Source organism: Hymenobacter nitidus, from assembly GCF_020447315.1.
Classification (GTDB): Bacteria; Bacteroidota; Bacteroidia; order Cytophagales; family Hymenobacteraceae; genus Hymenobacter; species Hymenobacter nitidus.
On sequence record NZ_JAJADQ010000009.1, the window covers coordinates 39782 to 64436 of the forward strand.

Below are 24655 nucleotides of genomic sequence, written 5' to 3' on the forward strand. Positions count from 1 at the left end.
TTTGCACAGCTGTGCAAACGGGCTTTTGTCTGGATGCCATTTTGCCGGTCTGTTGCAGCCGCCGCCATACTCACTAGGTGGCCACCGCACTTGCTTATCTTGGCCCGCGTACGGCGCCACAACCGGACCGCGCTACTTTACTCTCGCCGATGCTTACTATCCAACAACCCGCTGCTAAACAGTATCTGGGCTGGCTCCTGGCCTTTGTCGTCGTCAAGATAGCCGTGCAGTATCTGGTGGTGCATCCGGTGTATGAGCTGCACCGCGACGAATTCCTGCACCTCGACCAAGGCAACCACCTGGCGGCGGGCTACGTGTCGGTGCCGCCGCTCTCGGCCTGGGTGGCCCGCCTGATTCAGCTGCTGGGCAACACCGAGTTCTGGGTGCACTTCTTTCCGGCCTTGTTCGGAGCCCTGACGCTGGCTGTGGTCTGGGCCGCGGTGCACGAGCTGGGCGGCGGGCTGTATGCCAAAGCTCTGGCCGCCTCAGCTGTCCTGCTTTCGGCCCTAATGCGCCTGAACCTGCTGTTTCAGCCCAACTCCTTTGACGTGCTGGCCTGGACGGCGGCGTACTACTGCCTGATCCGGATGGTGCGCGACAACCACTGGCAGTGGCCGGCGGCGCTGGGTTTGGCCGTGGGCCTGGGCATGCTCAACAAGTACAACCTCGTGTTCTGGGCGGCGGGCGTGGTGCCGGCCTTGCTGCTTACCTCCCAGCGGCAGCTATTGGCCCGGCCGCGCACCTACCTGGCAGTAGCAGTGGCCCTGCTGGTGTTTCTGCCCAACCTGCTCTGGCAGTATCAGCACGACTGGCCGGTGCTCTGGCACATGCGGGAGCTGCGCGAAAGCCAGCTGGTGCACGTCGAGCGAGCCGATTTCTTCAAGGAGCAGCTGCTGTTTTTCTTCAATAGCCTGGCAGTAATAATAGCCGCTGGGGTAGGCTTGGTGCGGTTTGCGCCGCTGCGCCCCTACCGGTTTGTGGGGCTGGCGGTGCTCTTTACACTGCTCTTATTTGCCGCCATGCGGGCCAAGGCTTACTATGCCATCGGCCTCTACCCTATTCTGCTGGCTTTCGGCAGCTTCTATCTGGAACAGGTACTGCAGCGCGACTGGCGGCGCTACCTGCGGCCGGCCCTGCCTGGGGTTATCGGGCTGCTATTTCTGCCGCTGCTGCGCGTGGCCTTTCCGCTCGAAACACCCGAGAAGATTCGCCGCAACCCGGCCCCGTATGAAAAGCTGGGCCTGCTGCGCTGGGAGGATGGCAAAAACCACGAGCTGCCCCAGGATTTTGCCGACATGATCAGCTGGCGCGAAATGGCGGGGCTGGCCCTGCAGGGCTACCGGCAGCTCACCCCCGACGAGCAGCGTCACCTGATTATCATTACCGACAACTACGGTGAGGCCGGGGCCCTGAACTTCTACAACCACGGCCGCATGCCCGCCGCCGTGTCCTACAATGCCGACTACGTGTACTGGTTTCCCAGGCTCGACAGTCTGCGGGTGGTAATGCTGGTAACCGAGGACGCGCTGGAGGCCGACGACGCCATTCACTTTGCGTCCAGCCAACTGGTCGGGCGGGTGCAGAACCCGCTGGCCCGCGAAAAAGGCACTTTCGTCTACCTATTGCGCCAGCCCGACGCGGCTATTCTGGCCGAAGTGCGGCAGCAGGTACGGCATGAGCAGTATCGGATGCGCGGACTTCGGTAGAGCCCGTTGCCAGCATTTCCACCACCTGCTCGCGCAGCCGCCTGAGCGACTCGTGCGAGAAGCGGCGCTGCAACATGCGTCCAAACAGCTTGAAGCCCAGCCAGTAGAACGGGTTGCGGATGCGGCCCACCTGCGAAAAGGCGTGGATGTGGAAGATGACCCGGCCCGTCGTCAGGTTTTTATGGATGGTAAACTCAATCTGGCCCCGCTCGAAATGGCCTTCCAGGGTGCGGTAGTTGTAGCCCCACACCTGCTCCTGGGTGCCGTCGGGCAGGGTGCGCACTTCGTCGGTAACCCCGCCGATGCGCACCCCAAACCAGAAGGTGAAGAACAGAAACCGCCCGCGCAGCACCATGGTGCGGTTTTCCAGGGGCGCGTCGGGCACGAAGATGCCGGTAATCAGGTCGGAGGGCGGAAAGGTATAGTTGCGCAGAATCTGCTGACCGGCCTTCCAGGAGCCGTGCTCAGCCGGCGGACCGGGTGCCTCGCCGGGCAGCTCGGTTTCGTAGTCGTCGATGCGCCAGCCGTTATCGGCGGTGTACTCAGCCGTGCGCTCCAGGTCGAAGTTGACCTGGGCTTTGCCGAAGGATTCGAGGCGGGCACGCTGCACTTCCCACAGCGGTGGGGCAGAACTGGTGGGCTTAGGCATGGGCGCGGGCTTCGGCAGAGTGTTCGTCGTGCTCGGTGGTTTCAACCTGTACCGGGCCGCGGGCGTGGCCGCCGCTGGCCTGGGCTACTTTCTCACAAAACAGCTCCCAGGTTTGCTGCTGCACCCGTTTGCCCATGCCCAGCGTGTCGTAGGTGAAGGCCACGAGCCCGTCGCGGGAGCGGGCCCAGGAGTGAATCTCGAAGCGTAGCGCATCGTTATCCTTACCGGCCGGACCGATGGAAAACCGGATGCGGCCGGCTTCAGGATGGTTTTCCAGGGTTATCAGCTCGAAGCAGTCGGGGGTAACTTCCGTGACGCGCACCGAGCCGTTCCAGGGCCCCAGAATCTTGATGGAAAACTCGTCGTCCTTGCGCAAGCGGTGGTCCTGGCCTTTCACTTTCTCAAACTGGGCCAGCAAATCGGGCGAGTAGTGCTCCACGTTGCACTGAATGGCCTCCATCAGCTGCTCAGCCGACAGCTCGGGCTGGTCGATATCGATGTAATAGCGCCTCTCAAACAGGGGGCCGGAGCCGGTGCTGGCGGGTTGCTCGGGTTTTTTCATGACGGGTTCGGTGGGCCGGGCGGGTGCAACCGGCTACCTAAGCCCTAACGCGGGCACTCCGGCGCGGGTTGGCTTTTTGGGGCCGGCTAGGGCAGCCCGCGCAAATCCCGCTACTTTTGCCCTACTCCACCAGCCTCGCCCCGCCGCATGCGCACTTCCCGGCTTACCCAGTTTCTGCTCACGCCCCGCTTCGTGGTGGCCCTCTACGCCGTCCTGACGGTGCTCATCAGCTTCCAGCACTTTTTCAAAGGCACGATCAACAACTATTTGATCTTCGTCAAGCCGTTTTTCAACTTGCTGGCGGGCAAAAACCTTTACCTCGAGTACCCCGAGTACTACTACGACACCTACAAGTACAGCCCGGTTTTCGCCCTGTTTATGGGCTTGTTTGCCTGGATGCCCAACTGGCTGGGGCTGCTGCTCTGGAACGTGCTCAACAACGCGGTGCTCTACTTCGCCGGCCGCCGCCTCTTTCCCGATGTGCGCCGGCAGCTGCTGTTTCTGCTGCTGATTTTTATCGACGTAATGACGGCCCTGCACAACAGCCAGGCCAACTGTCTGCTGGTAGGCCTCATGCTCTGGACTTACCTGCACCTGGAAAACCGCAAGCCCGTCTGGGCCGGTCTGTGCATTGCCCTGGCCTTTCTGATCAAGATTTACGGTATCGGCATCGGCCTGATTTTTCTGTTCTACCCCGGCTTTTTCCGCAACAGCTTCTGGGCCGCCCTCTGGATTGTGGTGCTGGGCTTCACGCCGCTGCTGGTCGTTAGCTGGGCCGATTTCCAGATGATTTACGTGGCCTGGTACGACATCGTGCGGGCCTCGGCCACCGGCGTGCAGCTTTCCCTGATGGGCGTGCTCGACACCTGGTTTGGCCTGCACGTCTCGAAAGGCGCCGTGCAGCTGGCCGGCCTGGTGGCGCTGCTCCTGCCCCTGGGCTACTGGCACCGCTGGGGCGAGGCCCACTACCGCCGCCTCTACGTGGCCTCCATTCTGATTTTCGTGGTCATTTTTAACCAGATGGCCGAGTCGCCCACATTCGTTATTGCGGTGGTCGGCTTCGTGTTCTGGTTTCTGCACTACCGCCGCAGCACGCCCCTGGTCTGGCCCCTGTTTATCCTAGTGGCCCTGTTCACCTCCCTATCGGCCACCGATATCTACCCCCACTTCATCCGCAGCGGCGTGTTCGACACCTATAAGATCAAAGCCGTACCGATGATTCTGGCCTGGTTTGTTATCCAGGGCCAGCTGCTGTTCTATCCCCGCTGGAGCGAGCGGCTTGGGGCAGCGGCCGAAGTTAGTGCGCAGGAAAGCTTGGTGGCTGAGGAAGCTTCGGCAACTGCCTAAAGCCCCCTGCAAGTAGCGCGAACTGTGTAGTTCACGCTACTTGCGCCATTCGAGGTAACTGCTAGCGGCGCGGGCCGCGCGAACTACACGGTTCGCGCTACTATGCGCAATGGCACGCGCTAACCCGCACCGCCGCTTTCGAGTACAACAGGGCAACCTTTTCCTTACCTCACCGCCCGTGTACCGCCCCTACCACCCGCCCGCCGACCCGCAGCTTGTGCGCGAGCTGACCCAGACCCAACAGGAGCTGCGTACCCACGTGCGCCTGCTGCCCCTGCTGCGCGAGCCCGAATTTATTGCCGGCTGCGACTCATCGTTTCCCACCCCCGAAACCATTCTGTCGGTGTTCGTGGTACTGCGTTTCCCGTCCCTGGAACTGGTCGAGAAAGTGTGGCACACCGGCCCCGTGGAGGTGCCCTACGTGCCGGGCTTCCTTTCTTTCCGGGAGGCGCCCAACGTGCTGCGCGCCTACGAAAAGCTACAGCAAAAACCCGACATCATTATGGTGGATGGGCACGGCATAGCCCACCCGCGCCGCATGGGTATTGCTGCCCATATCGGGGTAATGCTGGATATGCCCAGCTTCGGGGTGGCCAAGCAAAAGCTGACCGGCAGCTTCACCGAGCCCGCCATTACCAAAGGCAGCATTACGCCCCTCACCGACAAAAGCGGCGAGCTGCTGGGCGAGGTTATCCGCTCCAAAGACAAGGTGCTGCCGCTATTCGTGAGCCCCGGCCACCGCTGCGACCAGACCACCGCCACCCGCCTCACCCTGGCCTGCCTGCGCGGCTACAAGCTGCCCGAGCCCACCCGCCTGGCCGACCACTGGGCCGAAGAATTCAAGAAGGAGTTGCGTTAGGGCCACATTTCATTCCCTGCTCTGCGCGTAAGCCACAACTTACCCAATAGCCGCGTTTTCAAACGCCCCGCGCAGGGCCCGCAACGAGCGGCCGGCTTCCGCGGGCAGCTTCAGCAGCCGGGCTACGGCCTCGTACACGGACCGTGGCGAAGTGGCCTCGGCCATAATACCCCGCTCCAGAGGCTGCTGCTGCGACTTGGAGAGCTTCGTGCCATCGGGGCCGGGCAGCAGCGGGTGGTGCACCAGCCGGGTTTGCAGAAACGGCCGGGTGGCGGCTGTGTACCCGGCCAGCCACCGCTGGGCGGCCGTGCTGGGCAGCAGGTCCACGCCCCGCACGATGAGCGTGATGCCCAGCCGCACATCGTCCACGATGGAGCCGATCTGGTAGGCGGGCACGCCGTCCTTTTTGCGCACCACAAAGTCGCCCAGCTCCCGGGCCAGCTCGATGGCCAGTGGGCCCTGCCACAGGTCGGTGAAGGCCACCAGCGCACGGGAGCACACATGGGCCCGCCAGGCGGCATCGGGCGCGGCGAAGTTTAGGTGCTTGCTCTGGCAGGTGCCGGTATACAGGCCCTCGGGCGAGGCGGCCAGAATCTGGGTGCGCGAGCAGGTGCAGGCATACAGCAGGCCCGGCTGCTGACGCAGCTCGTCCAGAAACTGCTGGTACTCGCCCAGGTGGTGCTGCTGGGAGAAGTTGCGCTCGAAATCCTCGGGGCCGCTGGGGCCGTGGTCATAGTCGATGCCCAGCCACTCGATGGTGCGGAAGATATTCTCCAGGTACGCCGGCCGCAGCCGGGCCCGGTCCAGATCGTCAATGCGCAGGTGCAGCGTGCCGAAGCTCCGGCGCACAATCAGCCAGGTCAGCAGGAAGTTCACGGCATTGCCCAGGTGCAGGTAGCCGCTGGGCGTAGGAGCCAGGCGCGACACAACGGGGGAAGAATACGGCATAAATGGAGTGGCAGCTACGCAAATAGCGCCTGAGCAAGAGCGTAAAATGAATACGGAATAGAAATCGGTCTACTAGTTTACGCTGTCGGTTCTTCCCAAGATTAAACGCACGAGGACGGCATCTGTTTAAGCGGCTTACGGTCTTTGTTATGAAACACCTTTTCTCACTTTGCCTGCTGACGGCCCTGCTGGTTTGGTTTCCGGCTTCGGCGCAGCAGCTCTACTACCCTCCCCTCAGCGGCACTACCTGGGCCACGGTGCCGCCCCAGTCGCTGGGCTGGTGCGCGCCGGCACAGGATTCGCTGCTGGCTTTCCTGGGGCGCAAGAATACAAAGTCGTTTCTGATTCTCAAGGATGGCCGCTTGGCGCTGGAGCACTATTTCGGCACCTATACCCAGGATTCGGTGTGGTACTGGGCCTCGGCGGGCAAGTCGCTGACGGCGGTGCTGGTGGGCTTGGCCCAGCAAGAGGGCTTGCTGAGTACCGACGATACCACTTCCCGCTTTCTGGGCCGGGGCTGGACGGCTGCTCCCGCCGCCAAGGAGCGCCTTATCCGGCTGCGCCACCAGCTCACGATGACCACTGGCCTCGACGACACGCCGCCCGCGCCCTGCGACAACGAAAGCGCTGCCTCCGCCTGCCTGCGCTACCGCACCGATGCCGGCACCCGCTGGGCCTACCATACTGGTCCCTACCGCCTGCTGCAGGATGCAATTGCTGCCGCCAGCGGCCTGACGGCCACGCAATTCACGAACCAACGCCTGGGCAGCCGCATCGGCATGGCAGGCGTGTGGGCCAACTACGTGTACTACAGCCGGGCCCGCGACATGGCCCGCTTTGGGTTGCTGATGCTGGGCCGGGGCAGCTGGAACGGCACGGCTATTCTGCGCGACACCGCCTATTTCCGCCGCATGACCATCCCCTCCCAGAGCTTCAACCGCGCCTACGGCTACTTGTGGTGGCTCAATGGGCAGACCTCGTATATGCTACCGCAGGCCCAGCTCACCTTTTCCGGCCCGCTGGTGCCCACCGCCCCACCGGATATGATAGCCGCATTGGGCAAAAACGACCAGAAAATCTACGTGGTACCTAGTCTGGGCCTGGTGGTCGTGCGCCAGGGCAAGTCGGCGGAGGCTTCCAAGCTGGCCGTATCGTCGTTCGACACCGAGCTGTGGCGCTACATCCGGCAGCTGTATTGCCAGCCGCTGGCTACTCCCAGCGCCTCCAAAGAGGCTCTGGAGCTTTATCCCAACCCGGCTAGCAACTATCTGAGCATTCGGCCGGCTACCACTGGCCACGGCCGGATGCTGCGCTGCACCGACCTGCTGGGCCGCTCAATGGCCCGGCAGCCGCTACCAGCCGCCGGCCTCACCCTTTCCGTGGCGGCGTGGCCGGCGGGCAGTTACTTGGTGCAGGTGCTCGATGCCCAGGGAGCCGTGCACAGCACGCAGCGCTTTCTCAAGCAGGAATAAGCACGTCAGGCTACGCCCGCAGCGTTACTTTTTACCGGCCGCCGCTGGTTTCCTTCCGGCGGCTTTGCTGGTTTTACTCTGCAGTATCACGGCCTGGTTCTGCACGCCCCAGGTTTGAATCGCCCCAATGACCGGCGCCAACGACTGTCCGCACTCCGTTAGAGTATATTCCACGGTGGGCGGCACCGTGGCGTAGGCCGTGCGGCTCACGATGCCGTGGGCTTCCAGCAGCTTCAGCTCCTTGATGAGCATACGGGCCGTGATGCCCTCCACGGCCCGCTCCAGCACCTTGAAGCGCATCGTGCCGTGCAGCAGCAGGCTGTGGATAATGGCAAACTTCCACTTGCCTTCCAGTACGTCCAGGGTTTGCCGGAACGGGCAATCCGAAATTATTTTCTCCTGCGAAAGCGCCATAACCTGTTGATTGTCTGCATTGGTTACAGCCTGTATATTGATATACACGCGAGTAACTACTAGCAAATGTATAGTGAAAAGGTGAACTTTCAGCCCTAATATATGTATGTACATTAGTCAGCCACTGGCTAATATTCCAACTTCCGACTTCACTTCCCTTTTTGCCATGCAAACCGTTCTTCACACCGCCGACTCCCGCGGCCACGCCAGCCACGGCTGGCTCAACTCCTACCATACCTTCAGCTTCGCCGGCTACTCCAACCCCAGCCGCGTGCATTTTGGCGTACTGCGCGTGCTCAACGACGACACCGTTGCGGGCGGCATGGGCTTTGGCGCCCACCCCCACGACAATATGGAAATCATTTCCATTCCGCTCTCCGGCGACCTGGAGCACAAGGACAACATGGGCAACCACGGCATTATCCGGCGCGGCGACGTGCAGGTAATGAGCGCCGGCACGGGCGTGGCCCACAGCGAAAAAAACCACAATAAGGACCAGGAAGTAAAGTTTCTGCAGATCTGGGTGTTTCCCAACAAGAAGGGCGTGCCGCCTCGCTATGCCCAGCAAAGCTTCCGCCCCGAAGACCGCCACAACCAGCTGCAGCAGGTTCTGTCGCCCTCGCCCGACGATGCCGGCGTCTGGATTCACCAGGATGCCTGGTTTAGCCTGGGCGACTTCGACCCGGGTTTCAGCACCGAATACGCGGTGAAAAAGGCCGGCAACGGCGTGTATGCCTTCGTGCTGGAAGGCGACGTGACCATCAACGGCCAGCCCCTACACCGCCGCGACGGGTTCGGCATCTGGGACACCGACACGCTCAGCATTCAGGCCGACAGCCAGGCCCAGCTGCTGCTCATGGATGTGCCCATGTCGCTGTAAAGCGCCCGGTTTCCGTATCTATTTTCTATTAGGCTTGTTATGGCCCTGAAGCCGCCAGCTCATACGGCGGCTTCAGCTCTGTTTTTTCCCTTCTTCATGAAAACTGCCGCCACTACTTACCCCGTCCACGAGCTGATTCGGAACCGCTGGAGCCCCCGCGCCTTCTCGCCCCAGCCCGTGGCACCCGAAACGATGGACCAGCTGTTTGAAGCCGCTTCCTGGGCCGCCAGCGCCATGAACGAGCAGCCCTGGCGCTACATCTACGCCCACCGCGCCGACACCGAAGCCTTCCAGAAACTGGTGGACTGCCTGATGCCTGGCAACCAGCCCTGGGCCAAAAACGCGGCCGTATTGGTACTGGCCCTAGCCAAAACCCAGTACGACAACGGTACGCCCAACGGCGCCGCCCTCCACGACCTGGGCTTGGCCAACGGCAACCTGATTCTGGAAGCCACGGCCCTGGGCCTGCACGGCCATTTCATGGGCGGCTTCCACCGCGACAAAGCCCAGGAGGTGTTTCAGCTGCCCGAGAACCTGCAGCCCGTAGTCATTATTGCGCTGGGGTACCAAGGCGAAGCCGAGCTGCTGGAAGAGCCCTTCCTGAGCCGCGAAAAAGCCCCGCGCCAACGCAAGGGCGTGAGTGAAATTGCCTTCGAAGGCCAGCTGCCGGAGTAATGGTAAATGTTGAGTGTTGAAAAGTTCGGGTTACTCATCCACTGACAAGCAACCCGAACTTTTCAACACCCAATCATTTATACGCCGTGCTGCCGACTCGCGTATCGATTCAGACGGATGCTTATGGCATTACGCTGATCCGGGTGGCCTGCCGGGTAGCCGGGCCAGTTAACACCACCATATACACCCCGGCACCCAGGTCTGCCAGGCTGAGGGTTGTGGCCGTGGTAGCCAAGGCCAAGGTGCGGCGTTGCCGGCCCAGTGCATCAAACACCGTGGCCTGTCGGTAGGCGCCAGCGGCGGGTAGCTGAACGGGCCCGGTAGTCGGGTTAGGATACAGCTCAACCAGCTTGACAGTGGGGATTTTGGCGGCTAATGGCAGACCTGCGTATCTGGAAAGCTGGTGGGGAGCACAGATTGGAGCAAGCTTATCTTGTTTGTTCGTCCAAACCCGGGTTGGGCTACTGGCCGCCACAATGGAGTGGGAGTCCGTGCTTTCTACGGTAGTCCAGGTAGAGCCATCATCGGTGGAAACGGCGGTGCCTGCCGTCGAGCCACTGATGCAGCTACTGAATCCGGCTCCTACGCTGATATAGCCGGCGGATGTACCTGGTAAGGCCACCAGGTAGGTAGTACGGGCCGGGCCGGAAAATACGACCGGTTCCCAGGTCTGGCCGCCGTCGGTGGTGCGGGCGAATTGAGTGCCACCGTAGGCAAGGCCATGCTGGGCGTCGCGAAAGGCGACGCCTCTCAAATTGGCCCCCAGGCCGGTGGCAGCAGTGGCCCAGGTCTGGCCCTGGTCAGCGGTGTAGAGCACATCGCCCGCGGTAGTCGGTATCCAGAGGTGGCTGCCGAGCGTGGTGGTGCGCTGCAGAGTCTGGCCAACCGTGGCCAGTGTCGGCGCTACCGGAACCCAGTTTTGGCCGCCATCGGTGGTGCGCAGAAATCCACTGGCATTGGCCACGCGGGCTACAGCGGTAGTGGCCGAGAAGCCCCGGACGAACTGCAGGTTCATTCCCGCCGGATTGGGTACGGCAGTAAATCCTGCAACCCCGGTCGTGGTTTTTAACAAATCCACGGACGTTCTTGTCTGAGTACTGCTGGGATTGTTGTAGCTGGCAATAACCGCCCAGGCATTTGCTTCATCCAGCGGCGCATAGTCCAGCAGCTCGGTACCCGTTGAGCCTGGCTGATGTCTTGCCAAGCTGTTACTGCTCCAGATTAACCCCTCATTGGTAGAAGTGTACACGACAGAATAGCTCGTGCCACTGGTAGTAGTTCTGCCCTCGACTAAAAGCCGGATGTTGCTGGCCCCATAAAGTGCCATCATGGTCACATTCTGGGTATTGAACGTCTGGGTATCCCACGGCGGGGTAACGGCAGCCCACGGGGCTTGCGCCACTGCGGCCGGTACAGCCGCGCCCAACAGGGTCAGTAACGACAAAGAGTATAAGACAATTTTCATAGGAAAGGGATTGATGGTTACACACCTGAATTAAGGCGAATGCAACTGGACTTCCAAACGGCTTGTCCCATTAGCTGCTGGCTGGCTAAACACCAAAACTGGCCGCCGCAAGAGGCCCTTGAGTTTCAGCACTCGTAAGCTGAGTAACGCGCCCCAGCAGCACAAAGGCGTCACCTAAATTGCCTCAATAGTTATTAGTTGTTAGAAAGTAGGACTAGCTCTTGCACTGAAAACCTGACCTAACAACGGGCAACGAACAACTAAGCCGTATAACCAGTCCTAACAACTGGCAACCAACAAGTAAAAACCATAAAACATGAACTACCGCATCACCCGAGCCCACGAGCGGGGCCTGAAGGATATTGGCTGGCTGCAAAGCAATTTCTCGCTGAGCTTCAGTTCCTATTACAACCCCGAGCGGACGGGCTTCGGCCTGCTGCGCGTGTTCAACGACGACTTCGTGAAGCCCGGCAACGGTTTTGGATTGCACGCTCACGCCAACATGGAAATCATTTCGGTGATGCTGGCCGGCCGCATGAACCACATCGACTCGATGGGCTACCGCGAGGAAGTCGCCACCGATTCGGTGCAGATTATGAGTGCTGGCAGCGGCCTGCGCCACGAGGAGCACAACATCGGCGACGACGAGGTGAACTTCCTGCAGATCTGGATTGAGCCCAAGCTGCAGAACGTGACGCCGCGCTACCAGAAACGTAGCTTCCCGGCCGAAAAGCGCAAAAACCAGCTCACCACCATCGTCTCGAACGAGGAAGGCACGGCCCACGTCTGGATTAATCAGAACGCGCGGCTGTCGTTGGGTTACTTCGAAGCCGGACAGACAGTAGAATACCGCCTGAACCCACTGAATAAGTGCGTGTTCATCTTCGTAACGGAGGGCAGCCTGACGGTGAACGGGCAGCAGCTCGGCCGGCGCGACAGTATCGGACTGTGGGAGGAAGCCCTGGTTACCGTGGAGTGCACTACGGAAAGCCGGTTTATTATCATCGAAGCGCCCATCAACCACTAGCGTTCTGCCCACGCTCAGTGGCCATTAGTTACTGGTCGGCGGGAATTGCGCGGCGGCGAAGTCTAACCGCGTACTACATTTAAGCCTCTTTGCCACCGCGTTGCCGGGGTAGCGAAGAGGCTTTGGCTTTTTCAAAGGCAGCCCGGCCGTACCACCACTTTCGGATAAACCGCGCAAAAAAGTTAATACCCGACGCACCACTTTTTAGAGTCGTTGGAAGGTAGACGCTGGCGAGCTGGGCCGCAACGCTCTATGCGGGCGCCGGCAGCTCATAGCAGTTCCTTACCGGAAAAAGCACGAATACAATATATTATATATCAGTTAATTAACTCATCCAGAGCCCTGCACCGGGCTATCCGCAAGCCGCTCGAAACTACAGCCGGCATTCGGAACTCAACAAGCTCAACACTATGGAAGCTCGCCCGGGGAATAGCTTCGCGGCCAACAGATTAGGATAGAACTCAGAACAGATATAAGGAGCAACAACAACCTTATCTGGCGGCCTCAGGTATATAGCCACACCACCATAGAGAGCATTTGTGCTTTCCAACCTCTGTTCTATCATATGAGACTACACCTAAACTCCCCCAAAGCCTTGGTGCTGGGGCTAACGCTACTGGCTGCCGCTCCGCACGACGGATTCAGCCAGAACGCCGAAAAAAAAACCGGCCTTAGCCTCTACGGTTCCACGCTGCAGTACCACGGCGACCATGGTTCCGAATGGTTCAAAAATGACAAGATTGAGTTCGGCGCGGGCTTCAAGCTCGGCCGCTACATCAATCCGGGCATCGACCTGGGCCTGGACCTGAGCTATGGTGAAATGGCTTACTCGGCCACTCCTCCTAAAAACCGCGCGCAGGCCTTCAGCGGCTTCCGGGCCAATGTGGTCAACATTGGCATTCCCGTTACGCTGAAGCTCAACAACGGCTGGGCCCTGAAGGAAGACGCCTTCTTCGCCCCTTACCTGAGCCTGGCCCCCGGCCTTTTCTTCGCCAGCACCGACCGGTTTAAAGTAAACGGTGGTGCCCCCGACAACCGCGACCTGTACGCCTTCGATATTCACGGTGCCGCTGGTATCCGCCTGAACTTCTCGTCGAGCGTATCGGCCTTCGTGCAAACCGGTCAGCACTACATCCTGACCGACCAGATTGATGGCATTACGCTGAAAGGCAACATCAACGACCGGTACCTGCAGCACACTGCGGGCCTGACCTTCAACTTCGGCAAAACCATTGATACCGATGGTGACGGCGTAAGCGACAAAAAAGACAAATGCCCCGGCACCCCCACGGGTGTAGCCGTGGATGCCAATGGCTGCCCACTGGATGGCGACGGCGACGGTGTGCCGGATTACCAGGATAAGTGCCCCACCGAAAAAGGCCTGGCCGCGCTGGAAGGCTGCCCCGACCGTGACGGTGATGGTGTGCGCGACGGCGACGACGCCTGCCCCGACGTGCCCGGCAAGGCGGAGCTGAAAGGCTGCCCAGATGCTGACAACGACGGCGTAACTGACCTGAGCGACAAGTGCCCCAACACGCCAGCTGGCGTAGCAGTAGATGCAACCGGCTGCCCCTTGGATAAAGACGGCGACGGTGTGCCGGACTATCTGGACCGCTGCCCCAACCGCCCCGGCCCAGCCTCGAACAAAGGCTGCCCAGAAATGAAGGTGGAAGAGAAAAAGCGTCTGCAGGAAGCCACTAAGTACATCCAGTTCGAATTCGACAAGGCTACGCTGAAGCCGATTTCGTTCCCGACCCTGAATGGCCTGGTGCAGATCCTGAACGACTACCCCGACTACTCGCTGGGTATCTCGGCCCACGCCGATAACAAAGGGGATGATGCCTACAACCTGCGTCTGTCGGATGCCCGCGCCGCCTCGGCCCGCACCTACATGCTCAGCAAAGGCATTGCCGCCGACCGTATCGTGTCGCATGGCTACGGCGAAACCAAGCCGATTGCCGACAATGCCAAGGAGTCCGGCCGCGCCATCAACCGCCGCGTAGAGTTCGACGTGTACCTGCCCGGTGACCCGAACCCTGCCGAAACGAAGTATGGCCCGGCTCCCGAAATTCCCGCCGCACCCGTGAAGGCTGCGCCCGTGAAAAAGGCTCCGGTGAAAAAAGCGCCGGTACGCAAAGCTGCTCCGCGCCGCTAGTAAGCCCTGCGGTACCTGCCTGCGGGCAGCGTAAATACCTCCTGAAAATGGCCAGCTCCCGTAGCTGGCCATTTTTTTTGTCCTTGCCGCAGCCTGCCACACGGTAAGTGAGACAGATTAGAATTGCACTTTTCGCTATTCGAGACTTCTGCCCACTAATTTTTTGAATTGGTAAAATCCAGCTTCCGAAAATGCTTAATTTTGTTTTTGCGCCAGAACCGGCTCGGCTAGCAGCTTGTCTTGTCGTATCTTACACAGCTTTTTCCGTTTGCTCTCTGAGGCCCACTTTTAGTTCTCTATGAAAGTATTATACTTTTTCAGTACGCTCCTGTTTTGTAGTCTGACCAGCTCGGCGCAAGACCTGATGTACCAGACACCGCCTAAATCCATTGTAGCTCTGGCCGATGCGCCCAGCACCCCGCGGGTGAGCGTGTCGTCGAATGGCCAGTGGATGTTGCTGCTCGACAATCAGGACATGCCCAGCATTGCGGATCTGTCGCAGCCGGAGTTGCGGATTGGGGGCTTGCGCATCAACCCCAGGACGAACGGACCGAGCCGGGTAAACTACATCACCAAGCTTCGGCTCAAGCACCTGCCCGACGGCAAAGAGCTGCTGGTGCAGGGCCTGCCCGCCAAAGCCCGCATCAGCGAAGTAACATGGTCGCCGGACAACACGAAGGTGGCCTTCACCCACACCTCCGACCGACACGTGGAGCTGTGGCTGCTGGACGTGGCTTCGGCCTCGGCCCGCCTGATGCCCAACCTGTTTCTGAACAGCGTCTTCGGCAAATCCTACGAGTGGGTGTCGGATAGCCAGACGCTGCTGGCCCGCGCCATCGTGGGGGGCCGCGGCGAAACGCCCATTCTGAGCCCGGTGCCCATGGGCCCCACGGTGCAGGAAAACATCGGCCGCAAAGCCCCGGCCCGCACCTATCAGGACCTGCTGAAAAACCCGACCGACGAGAAGCTGTTCGAGTTTTATGCCACGGCTCAGGTCGTGAAAGTAACCGTGACGGGCCGTATGCAGCCCCTGGGCCAGCCCGGGGTGGTGCAGCAGGCGACGCCCTCGCCCAACGGCCGCTACGCCCTGATCAAGACGCGCCACCGGCCCTTTTCCTACACGCTGCCCTACACCGACTTCCCACTCCAGGTCGACATCATGAGCATGGAAGGCCTGCTGGTGAAAACCGTGGCCGATCTGCCCCTGGCTGACAACGTGCCCAGCAGCTTCGACGCGGTGGCTACCGGCCAGCGCAGCCACGGCTGGCGCGCCGACGTGCCCTCGACCCTCTATTGGGTAGAAGCCCAGGACGGCGGCGACCCCAAAACCCAGGCCACCGTGCGCGACAAAATCTTCACGCTGGCCGCACCCTTCGAGAACGAGCCCCAGGAGTTTGCTTCGCTGCCTTTGCGCTTCCGCGACGTTGTCTGGGGTAATGCCAACCTGGCGCTGGTGGAAGGCTACCGCTGGGCCGACCGCAAGGAGATGACCTGGACGCTGAATCCAACGGCCAAAACGCCGCCCGCGGTGCTGTTCGACCGCTCGTCGCAGGATACCTACACGGCGCCGGGCGCGCCCTACACCGTGCGCAACATCACGGGCAACGAGGTACTGGCCACCGATGCCAAGGGCGAAACCCTGTACTTCATCGGTACTGGCGCGTCGGCAGAGGGCGACCGGCCCTTCGTGGATGAGCTGGACGTAGCATCCAAGAAAAGCACCCGCTGGTGGCGCTCCGAGGCTCCTTTCTACGAGGTACCCGTCACCATTCTGGACCTGAACAAGCGCCAGCTTCTTACCCGGCGCGAGTCGCAGCAGGAGGCGCCCAACTACTACCTGCGCGAGGTAAAAAGCGCCAAGCTGACCCCACTGACCAAGTTTACCAACCCCTACGCGGCCGTGGGCAACCTAACCAAGCAGGTGCTCAAGTATAAGCGCGCCGATGGCGTGGACCTGACGGCCAACCTGTACCTGCCCTACGGCTACAAAAAGGAAGACGGCCCGCTGCCCACGCTGATGGAAGCCTACCCCGTCGAGTTCAAGAACAAGGCCAATGCCGGCCAGGTGAAAGGCTCACCCTACGCCTTCACGCGCCTAAGCTGGGGTTCCCCCATTTACTGGGTGACGCAGGGCTACGCCGTGCTGCAGGCCACCAGCATTCCAATTGTGGGCGAAGGCACGAAAGAACCCAACGATACCTACGTGGAGCAGCTTACGGCCAGCGCCAAAGCGGCCATCGACGAGGGAGCCCGACTGGGTGTCGTCGACCGGAAGCGGGTGGCGGTAATGGGCCACTCCTATGGGGCCTTCATGACGGCCAACCTGCTGGCCCACACCGACCTATTTAAGGCCGGTATTGCCCGCAGCGGCGCCTACAACCGCACCCTGACGCCCTTTGGCTTCCAGGCCGAGGAGCGCACTTACTGGGAAGCGCCGGAGGTGTACAATAACATGTCGCCCTTCACTTACGCCGACAAAATCAAGACGCCGCTGCTGCTGATTCACGGGGAGGCCGACAACAATTCGGGCACTTTCCCGCTGCAGAGTGAGCGTTTCTATAACGCCCTGAAGGGCCACGGCGCCACGGTGCGCTACGTGGTGCTGCCCTTTGAGGCCCACGGCTACGCCGCCCGCGAATCGGTGATGCACACGCTCTGGGAAATGAACAGCTGGCTGGACAAGTACGTGAAGCAGCCCGCCGCTGCTGCTCCTGCCGCTCCCGCCACTCCCGACCAAAGCGCGGTAGGCGCCAAGACCGAGGGTAACTGATTAACGATGCTCAACCCAATTAAAGAGGCCCCAACCTGTGCAGGTTGGGGCCTCTTTAATTGTATAGTAGCTCAGCAAAGCCTTCCCGAGACGACCCTAAACCGAGCTCATACTCCGACAATGGCGCGCAACTGCTGGGCGTTGCGGATGGCGGAGGTGTCAATGTCGTTGTTGAAGTAGATATAGGCCTGCTTTACCCCAGACTCCTGCTTTATTCGCTCAGCCAGCTGCACCAGCTCCGGCTCCGAGTACGGTGACTTATACAGCTCGGGCACGCCGTGCAGGCGGTAATAGAGCACCGGAGCATTGGCAATAACATCGGTGGGAAGAGCCGGGTGGCTCTGGCCGCAGAAGCTGATGTTGCGGCGGGCTAGCTCCTGAAACACGGGGCCTTCCCACCAGCTCGGGTGCCGAAACTCCAGCACGTTGGCAAAAGCCGGGTCGAGGCTCTCGACGATGCGCTGCAGCCGCTCCTGGGAGTAGGCCAGGCGCGGGGGCAGCTGAAAGAGCACCGGGCCGAGCTTTTCGCGCAGCCCCTCCTGCATGGTGCCGTAGAAATCGGCCAGTAGCTGGGCGCAGTCGTGAAACTGCTTGTAGTGCGTAATCAGGCGCGGCGCCTTCACCGAGAAGACGAACCCGGCGGGGCTGATGCTGTACCAGTTTTCGACGAAGGAAAGCTGGGGAAACCGGTAGAAGGTCACGTTCAGCTCCAGAGTATTGAAGTGCTGGCTGTAGAATTCAAACCAGCGGCGCTGGGGCAGCTTTTCGGGGTAAAAGGAGCCGCGCCAGTGCCGGTAGTGAAACCCTGAGCAGCCAATAAACCAGGAATTCATGGGCAAATGGTGGCAAGATGGTGCCCCGGCTATACGCAGTTTATTTCCTGGCAGTCAACCATAACCTTGTCTAGCCGAGCTTCGTTTTAGACTCATAGTTCTATTTCATCACCTCTAAATTCAAACGTCATGAAAACGTTCAAGATATATGTTGTCATGCTGCTGGCCTTCTTCATGCTCGGCACTACCGCCAACACGGCCCAGGCCCAGGATGCTCCCAAAAAAGGCTGGAGCAAGAAAGCTAAAGGGGCAGCCATTGGCGGCGGTGCGGGTGTCGTAACGGGCGCCGTAGTGGGTGGTACTAAAGGCGCCATCATCGGAGGCGCGGCCGGCGCAGCTGCCGGCGGTCTGATTGGGCGTAAGAAAGACAAGAAGAAAGACCCCGTGCGTCACGCCGAGTATTCGCGCAAAGACTAATCTGCTAACTTAGCTTGCTGCTACGACAGCCAATAAAAAGGCCCCGGATAATATTATCCGGGGCCTTTTCTGTGCCTCAAATCTAGCGCCTTATGGCTTTATCAGCTTCTGGAAGCTACTGGTGCCGTTGCTTTCGACCCGCAGCAGATACATGCCGCTGCGCCAGCCGCTGGTGGAAAGCTGCACGGCGCCATCAGCGACCCGCACCGCTCGCACCGGCACTGCTTTGCCCAGGGCATCAGCCACGAAAACCTGCTCGGGAAGTAGCGTACCGCCGGCCCGCACCGTCACGATATCAGCCACCGGATTAGGGTATACGCTGATGTTGGCCGCCGCTGATTGGGCGGTGGTGGATAGTGGGGTGCTGAGCTGACTGAGCCGGTAGCGCCGCAGAAAGCGCCACACTTCCCGGCTGGCGCTGATGTCGCGGTTGGTAACGCCGATGTTGACCGGCGCGCCCGGCCAGGTGTGGCCCCCGTCGATGATTTTGTAGTGCTCGACTACGCTGCCATTACGGCCCCCGCTGTATACGTAGCGCTCGGCCGTGCTGCCGTCGGTGGTGTTGGTGTTGGGCACAGCCGTGACGGCGGGCGTGGGCGCGCAGCCATTGAAGCGCACCCAGTAGTCGACCACGGCAGGGATGGGCACGAACAGGATGTTGCCGTTGTAGGGCACGGTACCGTCGGCGGTGCCGTGGATTTCCATGACGGGCACTGGGTGCTGGGGCGTGCAGGCATTCAGGCGGCTTTGCACCATGCTGCCCGTGACGGAGGCCACGGCCGTGACGCGGCTGCTGAGTTTGCAGGCCAGCTCGTAGCTCATAAAGCCGCCGTTGCTCATGCCGGTGCTATACACCCGGTCGGGGTCGATGCTATAGCGGCTTTGCAGATTGGTGAGCAGCTCGGCGAGAAAGGCCACATCATCGACACCCGAGCCGGGGGCCACGAAGGTGTTCCAGAAGCGGCTACCGGTTCCGTCGATAGTGCCGTTCGGGTGCACAATGAGGAAGTTGGCCGTGTCGGCAATGGGCCGGAAGTCGCCGTAGAGCTCCTGCTCCAGGTTGTTGGAGCCGTAGCCGTGCAGATTAAAAAGCAGCGGCACGGCCTTGGCAGGCGAGTAAGCGGCCGGCACATAGAGCCGGTACTCCCGCGTGACGCCGCCGCTGACGATGGTGCCCGTCACGGTGGTTTGGGCCTGAGCGGGGGCCGCAAAGCCCGCCAGCAGGGCGGCTACTGTGCCTAAGCGGAGTAACGTTTTCATAGCGGAGGTAGGGTTAGCGTGAATGAGGCAAAGAGGTAATAACAGATTATAGTGGTGCGGCCCAACGTAATAAAGCTTCTTTTCTTCGTCTGTCATCCTTGATCTGGCGTGCGCAGAGCGAAGGACCTTATAGGATAAGAACGACTGCCGTAACAACGACCCGTGCCAGCGTGACAAGGTTCTTCGCAAAGCGGACGTCAGATCAAGGATGACAGCCGAAGCGGGCATTGAAGTTTACTCTACGTTTGCTCCCCGACCATGAGCTGTTGCATCTTCTTAGCGTCGCCGACACCCACGCCGCCGATGCCGTTATTGAAATACAGATACACCTGCTTCAGGTTGGGAATCACGGCAATTTCCTCGGCAATACGCTGCAAAAACTCTTGGCTGTACTCCGACTTATACAGCTCTGGCACGCCGTGGAAGCGGTAATACAGCAGGTTGGTAGTAGCCACGGCCTCATCGGGCAACGGCAGCGGATGGCTCTGGCTTACGAAGGAAATCCGGTGGCGGCTCAGCTTCTGAAACACCTCCCCTTCCCACCAGCTCGGGTGCCGAAACTCCACCACGTTTTCGAAGCTGGGGTCCAGGTTATCGACCAGGCGCTGAAGCAGCTCCTCGGTATACGCGGCTTTGGGCGGCAGCTGGAACAAAACCGGCCCAAGCTTGTCCTGCAGCCCCTCCCGGATGGTGGCATAGAACTCAGCCAGAATCGGCTCGGCCTCGGCGTTGAACTTCTTGTAATGCGTCACCTGCCGCGGGGCCTTCACGGCAAAGCGAAATTCGGGCGGACTTTGCTGGTAGAGCTTCTCGAAGAAGCTCAGCTCCGGCATGCGGTAGAAGGTCACGTTCAGCTCCAGGGTGTTGAAGTGGGTGCAGTAGTACGCAAACCACTTGCGCGGCGGCACGTCGGGCGGATAAAACACACCCTTCCAGTCGCGGAAGGAGAAGCCGGAGCAGCCGATGTAGGTAGCGGGCATAGCGGGAATCTGGGGTGGAAAGGGCTTCTACGGGCTTTCTTCGGCTTTTGCCGCCCTACTCAAATGAAATAGAGACGCATAGTTGTGCCTATTTGGTGAATGACAGTTATCAAACAAACTCACGTGCTGCAATAGCACCTCAACTCGGGAACCGCCCAGTCTGTTAACCTGTCGTTAGATTAGTTTGAAATTCCTGGCCTCGCTGCCAGCTCAGTAAACCCAGATGTAGTTTTGGGCATATAGTCCAACGGCCTAATTACATAGTATGAAACGCTATTCATCTTTCTCCAAGCTCAAAAAGGCTAGCAATGTGCTGCCTAGCACCCCGCCCGTCTCTCCTCAAGCGGTGGAAAAAATTGATGCTTTTTTAACACGGATAAGAAAATCCATTAAAACCGAGAATGAACGAACGCGCCCAACCCCTTAATAACTCGGCAGAGTTGCAATTACTAAACATCTGCCGAATACTTGCCAAGCACAAAGTAGAGTACCTGATAGTTGGAGGAACAGCAGTAGGAATTTATGGGTACTCCCGAATGACTATAGTTTACTCAGGGGCTATTTCTGATAAATATGACTTCGATTTTTGGTACAATTCATCATATGCCAACCACTACTTACTTTTAGATGCATTAGAAGAAATTGGTGTGAACGTTTCCAAATTTAGAAGTGAGCAGGTCCCTAATCCCAAGAAGTCGTTCTTCCAGCATAGTTTCCCAGACTTCACCCTAGATTTTCTGCCAGAGATTTTAGGCGTTGGTAGATTTGCCGACGCCTTCCGAAGCAAGGTAGTTTCGACAGTATAAGGCTTCGATATTTATGTTATTTCTTTGACTGATCTTATTCGAGGCAAACAGGCTGTTAATAGAATTAAGGACCAAGAAGACATAAAAGTTCTCAAAGCTATGCACAACATAGAGTAAACAAAACGCCCCGAAACCACTCAGGTTCCGGGGCGTTTTGGTTTTGACTTCAGCTACCTATAGCATCAGCTTCTCAATCGAAACCGGTAGGTTGCGGATGCGCTTGCCAGTGGCGTGGTAGGCGGCGTTGGCCACGGCGGCAGCTACGCCCAATAGGCCCACTTCGCCGATGCCTTTAATGCCCAGCGGATTCACCTTATCGTCTTCCTCCTCCACAAAAATCACGTCGATGTCGTGGATGTCGGCGCTGACGGGAATGTGGTACTCGGAGTAGTTGTGGTTTATGTAGCGGCCGAAGCCGTGGTCCATCACACTTTCCTCCATCAGGGCCATGCTGATGCCCCACACTACCGAGCCCAGCACTTGGCTGCGGGCCGTTTTGGGGTTCAGAATGCGGCCGGCGGCTACGGCATTTACCACCCGCGTGACGCGCAGCGTGCCTAGCTCGGGGTCTATTTTCACCTCCACAAACACGGCGTTGTGGGCGTGCAGGGAGTTTTTGAGCTGGTTGACGGGGTTGGGCATCATCGTGTTTTCGGCCTCCAGCTTTTCCTCGCCGTTGGCGGCCAGAATGTCGCGGATAACCACGGCCTGCGTGATGTCGCTGTTCAGCCGAATCTGGCCGTTGACGAACTGCACGTCCTCGTAGCTGGCACCTTTTAGGGGCTGGCCTTCCATTTTCTGGGCCAGCTTGAGTAGCTGCTCGCCCAGCTTGTCACACACCTGCTTCACGGCGTTGCCCACCGAGGCCGCCGTCCAGGATCCGCCCTGTAGCGGAGCTTCAGGCATGGTAGTGTCGCCGAGCTGGAAGGTAACAGCCGCCATGGGCAAGCCCAGGGTTTCGGCCGCAATCTGCGTCATAATGGTGTAGGTGCCGGTGCCGATGTCGTTGGAGCCGCTGAGCACCGTCAGGTGGCCGTCGGCGGTAAGGGTGGCTTTGGCCGCGCACTTCTGAATGCTGGCATCCCAGACGCCGGTAGCCACGCCCCAGCCCACCAGCAGGTCGCCGTCGCGCATGGAGCCGGGCTCGGCGGTGCGTTTGTCCCAGCCGAACTTGGCGGCGCCTTCGTGGTAGCACTCGCGCAGCTTCTTGCTCGAAAAGTCCTTGTTAGCGTTCTGGTCACGCTCGGCGTAGTTGCGCAGGCGGAACTCCAGCGGGTCGATACCGGCGGCGTAGGCCATTTCGTCCATGGCGCACTCCAGGGCAAACGAGCCCGTGGCGGCACCGGGCGCGCGCATATCCTGGGGCGTGGCCACGTCGATTTTGGCCAGCTGGTAGGTCAGCTTCACGTTGTCGCACTGGTAGAGCATGCCCGACCAGTTCACCACGTTTTCGGTGTAGTCCTCATACTGCGAGGTCTCGTGCAGGGCGTGGTGGTGCAGGGCGGCCAGGGAACCGTCGGGGTTGGTACCCAGCTCCACGTACTGCAGCGTGTGCGGGCGGTGGCCCATACTGAACATCTGCTGGCGCGTGAGCGACACGCGCACCGAGCGTTTCAGCTCCAAAGCCGCCAGCACGGCCATAAACAGCTGGTATTGGGGCCGCAAGCCCGAACCAAAGCCGCCGCCGGTAAACTTCGAAATGACGTGGGCTTCATCCTTGTTCAGCCCAAACACCTTCATGATGTACTGCTGGGAGTTGAAGGCACCCTGCGTTTTGTCGTACACCGTCAGCTTTTTGTCGCCGAGAAATTCCACCGTGGAAGCGAACATTTCCATCGGGTTGTGGTGCTGGGCCAGGTGGATGTACTCGGCTTCCACACGGTGAGTGGCGTTTCTCAGCTCCTTGTCGGGGTTGCCGCGGGGCTTGGGCGGGGGCACCCAGCCGGTTTTGCCCCGGCCGGGCTCGAAGCCGTCGTCGCGCTTGGTTTCCAGGTCGGTGTCGTGCTTTTCTACGTCGTAGTCGATGCGGAGCAGGCCTGAGGCGTAGCGGGCCAGCTCGAACGTTTCGGCCACGACCAGAGCCACCGGCTGCATGCTGTACTTCACCTCTGCCCCTTGCAACGGCCGGAACGGTGAGCCACCGGGGGCCACGTCATCCTTGTAGCTACGGTCGAACCAGGCCAGGGAAGGCACGTTTTCGTGGGAGAAAACCTGCAGTACGCCCGGAATTGCCAGAATTTCGTCGGCGTGAATCTTCCTGATTCTGCCTTTGGCAATGGAGCTGCTCACGGCCACCCCGTAGGCCAGATTGGGTACGTTGAATTCGGCGGCGTACTTGGCGCCGCCCGTTACTTTGGCCGGACCATCAACGCGGTTGAGGGGCTTGCCGATATGGTTGGTCATGCTCATGGATTCGAGTTGGTAAAGATGTCGGCAGCATGCTGAGTGCCTTCGGCGGCCTGCTTGAGGGCCCGCACGATGGCGCGCTTGGCTAGCTCAATCTTAAACGTGTTGTGGCCGTAGCCCTGGGCATTTTCGACTACCGCGGCAGCGGCCCGGCGGAAGGTTTCTTCCGTGGCGGGCTGGCCCTTGAGCAGGTCTTCGGCCTGCTGGTCGCGCCAGGGCTTGTGGGCCACGCCACCCAAGGCCAGGCGGGCATCCTTGATGGTGTTGCCGTCCAGCTGCAGAGCCGCCGCCACCGATACCAGCGCAAAAGCGTAGGATTGCCGGTCGCGCAGCTTGAGGTAGCTGAAATGCCGGCTGAAGTCCTCGTTGGGCAGGTCGATGGCCGTCACGACTTCGTCGGGTGCCAGGGTATTATCCAGCTCTGGCTGGTTGCCGGGCAGGCGGTGGAAATCCTCGAACTTAACCGTCCGCTCGCCGTTTTTGCCGGTTACCTGAAGCGTGGCATTCAGGGCCGCCAACGCAATGCACATATCCGAGGGGTGGGTGGCAATGCAGCTGTCGGAAGTGCCCAGAATGGCGTGAATCCGGTTGTAGCCGCCAATGGCCGAGCAGCCCGAGCCAGGCTCCCGCTTGTTGCAGGGCGTGGCCGTGTCGTAGAAGTAGTAGCAGCGGGTGCGCTGAAACAGGTTGCCGCCGTTGGTAGCCATGTTGCGCAGCTGGGGCGAGGCGCCGGCCAGAATAGCCTGGTTTAGCAAGGGGTAGCGCTTTTGCACCTGCTCGTGCCAGGCCGTGTCGGCGTTGGTAGCCAAAGCGCCCAGGCGCAGACCGCCGTCGGGGGCCGCTTCGATGGCCGTCAGCGGCAGGTGGTTCAGGTCGACCAGCCGCGTGGGCCGCTCGACGTTTTCCTTGATCAAATCCAGCAGGTTGGTGCCGCCGGCAATAAACTTGACGCCGTCGTCGGCCGCTTTTTCGCGCACGGCAGCCTCAACGGCCGTAGCGCGGGTGTAGGTAAAGCTATTCATCC

21 protein-coding genes are annotated in these 24655 nt (G+C 60.1%); 11 read left to right on the forward strand and 10 right to left on the reverse strand.

The window, feature by feature from the left end; all coding sequences use genetic code 11:
* The first annotated feature begins 149 nt into the window (after window positions 1-149).
* Entirely contained in the window at window positions 150-1706 is a 1557-nt protein-coding gene (locus LGH70_RS16745) for a glycosyltransferase family 39 protein (protein WP_226187895.1), read from the forward strand.
* Here the strand turns inward: LGH70_RS16745 and LGH70_RS16750 are convergent.
* Together LGH70_RS16750 and LGH70_RS16755 are read right to left on the reverse strand one after the other, a co-directional pair.
* Complete coding sequence (locus tag LGH70_RS16750) at window positions 1642-2355, reverse strand: DUF1990 domain-containing protein (protein ID WP_226187897.1); 714 nt, start codon at window positions 2353-2355, stop codon at window positions 1642-1644. The genes LGH70_RS16745 and LGH70_RS16750 overlap by 65 nt on opposite strands.
* Entirely contained in the window at window positions 2348-2917 is a 570-nt protein-coding gene (locus LGH70_RS16755) for a DUF1990 family protein (RefSeq protein ID WP_226187899.1), read from the reverse strand. Before LGH70_RS16755 ends, LGH70_RS16750 begins: the two co-directional genes overlap by 8 nt.
* 147 nt (window positions 2918-3064) lie before the next feature.
* Here LGH70_RS16755 and LGH70_RS16760 point away from each other — a divergent pair, with 147 nt between their 5' ends.
* Together LGH70_RS16760 and nfi are read left to right on the forward strand one after the other, a co-directional pair.
* Window positions 3065-4264, forward strand: coding sequence for a glycosyltransferase family 87 protein (locus LGH70_RS16760; protein ID WP_226187902.1), 1200 nt, complete (start codon window positions 3065-3067; stop codon window positions 4262-4264).
* Window positions 4265-4373: 109 nt separating this feature from the next.
* Complete coding sequence (gene nfi / locus LGH70_RS16765; RefSeq protein WP_226187904.1) at window positions 4374-5123, forward strand: deoxyribonuclease V; 750 nt, start codon at window positions 4374-4376, stop codon at window positions 5121-5123.
* A gap of 39 nt (window positions 5124-5162) precedes the next feature.
* Here nfi and LGH70_RS16770 read toward each other — a convergent pair whose 3' ends face one another.
* The gene (locus LGH70_RS16770; RefSeq protein ID WP_226187907.1) at window positions 5163-6071 is read right to left on the reverse strand and encodes a glutamate--tRNA ligase family protein; all 909 of its coding nucleotides are present in this window, start codon (window positions 6069-6071) and stop codon (window positions 5163-5165) included.
* A 149-nt stretch (window positions 6072-6220) separates the two neighbouring features.
* Between LGH70_RS16770 and LGH70_RS16775 the strand changes: the two genes are divergently transcribed.
* Window positions 6221-7543 carry a serine hydrolase domain-containing protein gene (locus LGH70_RS16775; RefSeq protein ID WP_226187909.1) on the forward strand — a complete coding sequence of 441 codons (1323 nt, stop codon included), beginning with the start codon at window positions 6221-6223 and terminating at the stop codon, window positions 7541-7543.
* Between the two features lie 24 nt (window positions 7544-7567).
* On the opposite strand, the gene LGH70_RS16780 is transcribed toward LGH70_RS16775, so the two are convergent.
* Window positions 7568-7957, reverse strand: a complete 390-nt coding sequence (locus LGH70_RS16780) for a winged helix-turn-helix transcriptional regulator (RefSeq protein WP_226187911.1) — start codon at window positions 7955-7957, stop codon at window positions 7568-7570.
* A gap of 166 nt (window positions 7958-8123) precedes the next feature.
* On the opposite strand from LGH70_RS16780, the gene LGH70_RS16785 reads away from it, so the two are divergent.
* Together LGH70_RS16785 and LGH70_RS16790 are read left to right on the forward strand one after the other, a co-directional pair.
* Window positions 8124-8837 (forward strand): pirin family protein, encoded by a 714-nt coding sequence (locus LGH70_RS16785; protein ID WP_226187915.1) that lies wholly within the window; start codon window positions 8124-8126, stop codon window positions 8835-8837.
* Window positions 8838-8933: 96 nt separating this feature from the next.
* Entirely contained in the window at window positions 8934-9512 is a 579-nt protein-coding gene (locus LGH70_RS16790) for a nitroreductase family protein (RefSeq protein ID WP_226187918.1), read from the forward strand.
* A 121-nt stretch (window positions 9513-9633) separates the two neighbouring features.
* Here LGH70_RS16790 and LGH70_RS16795 read toward each other — a convergent pair whose 3' ends face one another.
* Complete coding sequence (locus LGH70_RS16795; protein ID WP_226187920.1) at window positions 9634-10977, reverse strand: T9SS type A sorting domain-containing protein; 1344 nt, start codon at window positions 10975-10977, stop codon at window positions 9634-9636.
* Window positions 10978-11293: 316 nt separating this feature from the next.
* On the opposite strand from LGH70_RS16795, the gene LGH70_RS16800 reads away from it, so the two are divergent.
* From LGH70_RS16800 to LGH70_RS16820, 3 genes are all read left to right on the forward strand, one after another.
* Complete coding sequence (locus LGH70_RS16800; RefSeq protein ID WP_226187922.1) at window positions 11294-12004, forward strand: pirin family protein; 711 nt, start codon at window positions 11294-11296, stop codon at window positions 12002-12004.
* Window positions 12005-12569: 565 nt separating this feature from the next.
* Complete coding sequence (locus tag LGH70_RS23730) at window positions 12570-14159, forward strand: OmpA family protein (RefSeq protein WP_284438446.1); 1590 nt, start codon at window positions 12570-12572, stop codon at window positions 14157-14159.
* 298 nt (window positions 14160-14457) lie between these two features.
* On the forward strand, window positions 14458-16929 hold the full coding sequence (locus tag LGH70_RS16820) for an alpha/beta hydrolase family protein (protein ID WP_226187924.1): 2472 nt from the start codon (window positions 14458-14460) through the stop codon (window positions 16927-16929).
* Window positions 16930-17036: 107 nt separating this feature from the next.
* Here LGH70_RS16820 and LGH70_RS16825 read toward each other — a convergent pair whose 3' ends face one another.
* Window positions 17037-17762 (reverse strand): DUF72 domain-containing protein, encoded by a 726-nt coding sequence (locus tag LGH70_RS16825; protein WP_226187926.1) that lies wholly within the window; start codon window positions 17760-17762, stop codon window positions 17037-17039.
* 129 nt (window positions 17763-17891) lie between these two features.
* On the opposite strand from LGH70_RS16825, the gene LGH70_RS16830 reads away from it, so the two are divergent.
* Window positions 17892-18179, forward strand: coding sequence for a YMGG-like glycine zipper-containing protein (locus LGH70_RS16830; protein WP_226187929.1), 288 nt, complete (start codon window positions 17892-17894; stop codon window positions 18177-18179).
* Window positions 18180-18269: 90 nt separating this feature from the next.
* Here LGH70_RS16830 and LGH70_RS16835 read toward each other — a convergent pair whose 3' ends face one another.
* Both LGH70_RS16835 and LGH70_RS16840 read right to left on the reverse strand, forming a co-directional pair.
* Window positions 18270-19439: an extracellular catalytic domain type 1 short-chain-length polyhydroxyalkanoate depolymerase gene (locus tag LGH70_RS16835; RefSeq protein WP_226187931.1), complete on the reverse strand. Its 1170-nt coding sequence runs from the start codon at window positions 19437-19439 to the stop codon at window positions 18270-18272.
* 239 nt (window positions 19440-19678) lie between these two features.
* Window positions 19679-20419 carry a DUF72 domain-containing protein gene (locus LGH70_RS16840; RefSeq protein ID WP_226187933.1) on the reverse strand — a complete coding sequence of 247 codons (741 nt, stop codon included), beginning with the start codon at window positions 20417-20419 and terminating at the stop codon, window positions 19679-19681.
* A 401-nt stretch (window positions 20420-20820) separates the two neighbouring features.
* Here LGH70_RS16840 and LGH70_RS16845 point away from each other — a divergent pair, with 401 nt between their 5' ends.
* The gene (locus LGH70_RS16845; protein ID WP_226187935.1) at window positions 20821-21225 is read left to right on the forward strand and encodes a hypothetical protein; all 405 of its coding nucleotides are present in this window, start codon (window positions 20821-20823) and stop codon (window positions 21223-21225) included.
* Between the two features lie 174 nt (window positions 21226-21399).
* Here the strand turns inward: LGH70_RS16845 and LGH70_RS16850 are convergent, their stop codons facing one another.
* Both LGH70_RS16850 and LGH70_RS16855 read right to left on the reverse strand, forming a co-directional pair.
* Window positions 21400-23634 (reverse strand): xanthine dehydrogenase family protein molybdopterin-binding subunit, encoded by a 2235-nt coding sequence (locus LGH70_RS16850; protein WP_226187937.1) that lies wholly within the window; start codon window positions 23632-23634, stop codon window positions 21400-21402.
* Window positions 23631-24653 (reverse strand): FAD binding domain-containing protein, encoded by a 1023-nt coding sequence (locus LGH70_RS16855; protein WP_226187939.1) that lies wholly within the window; start codon window positions 24651-24653, stop codon window positions 23631-23633. The genes LGH70_RS16850 and LGH70_RS16855 overlap by 4 nt, the downstream gene beginning before the upstream one ends.
* Window positions 24654-24655: the final 2 nt, after the last annotated feature.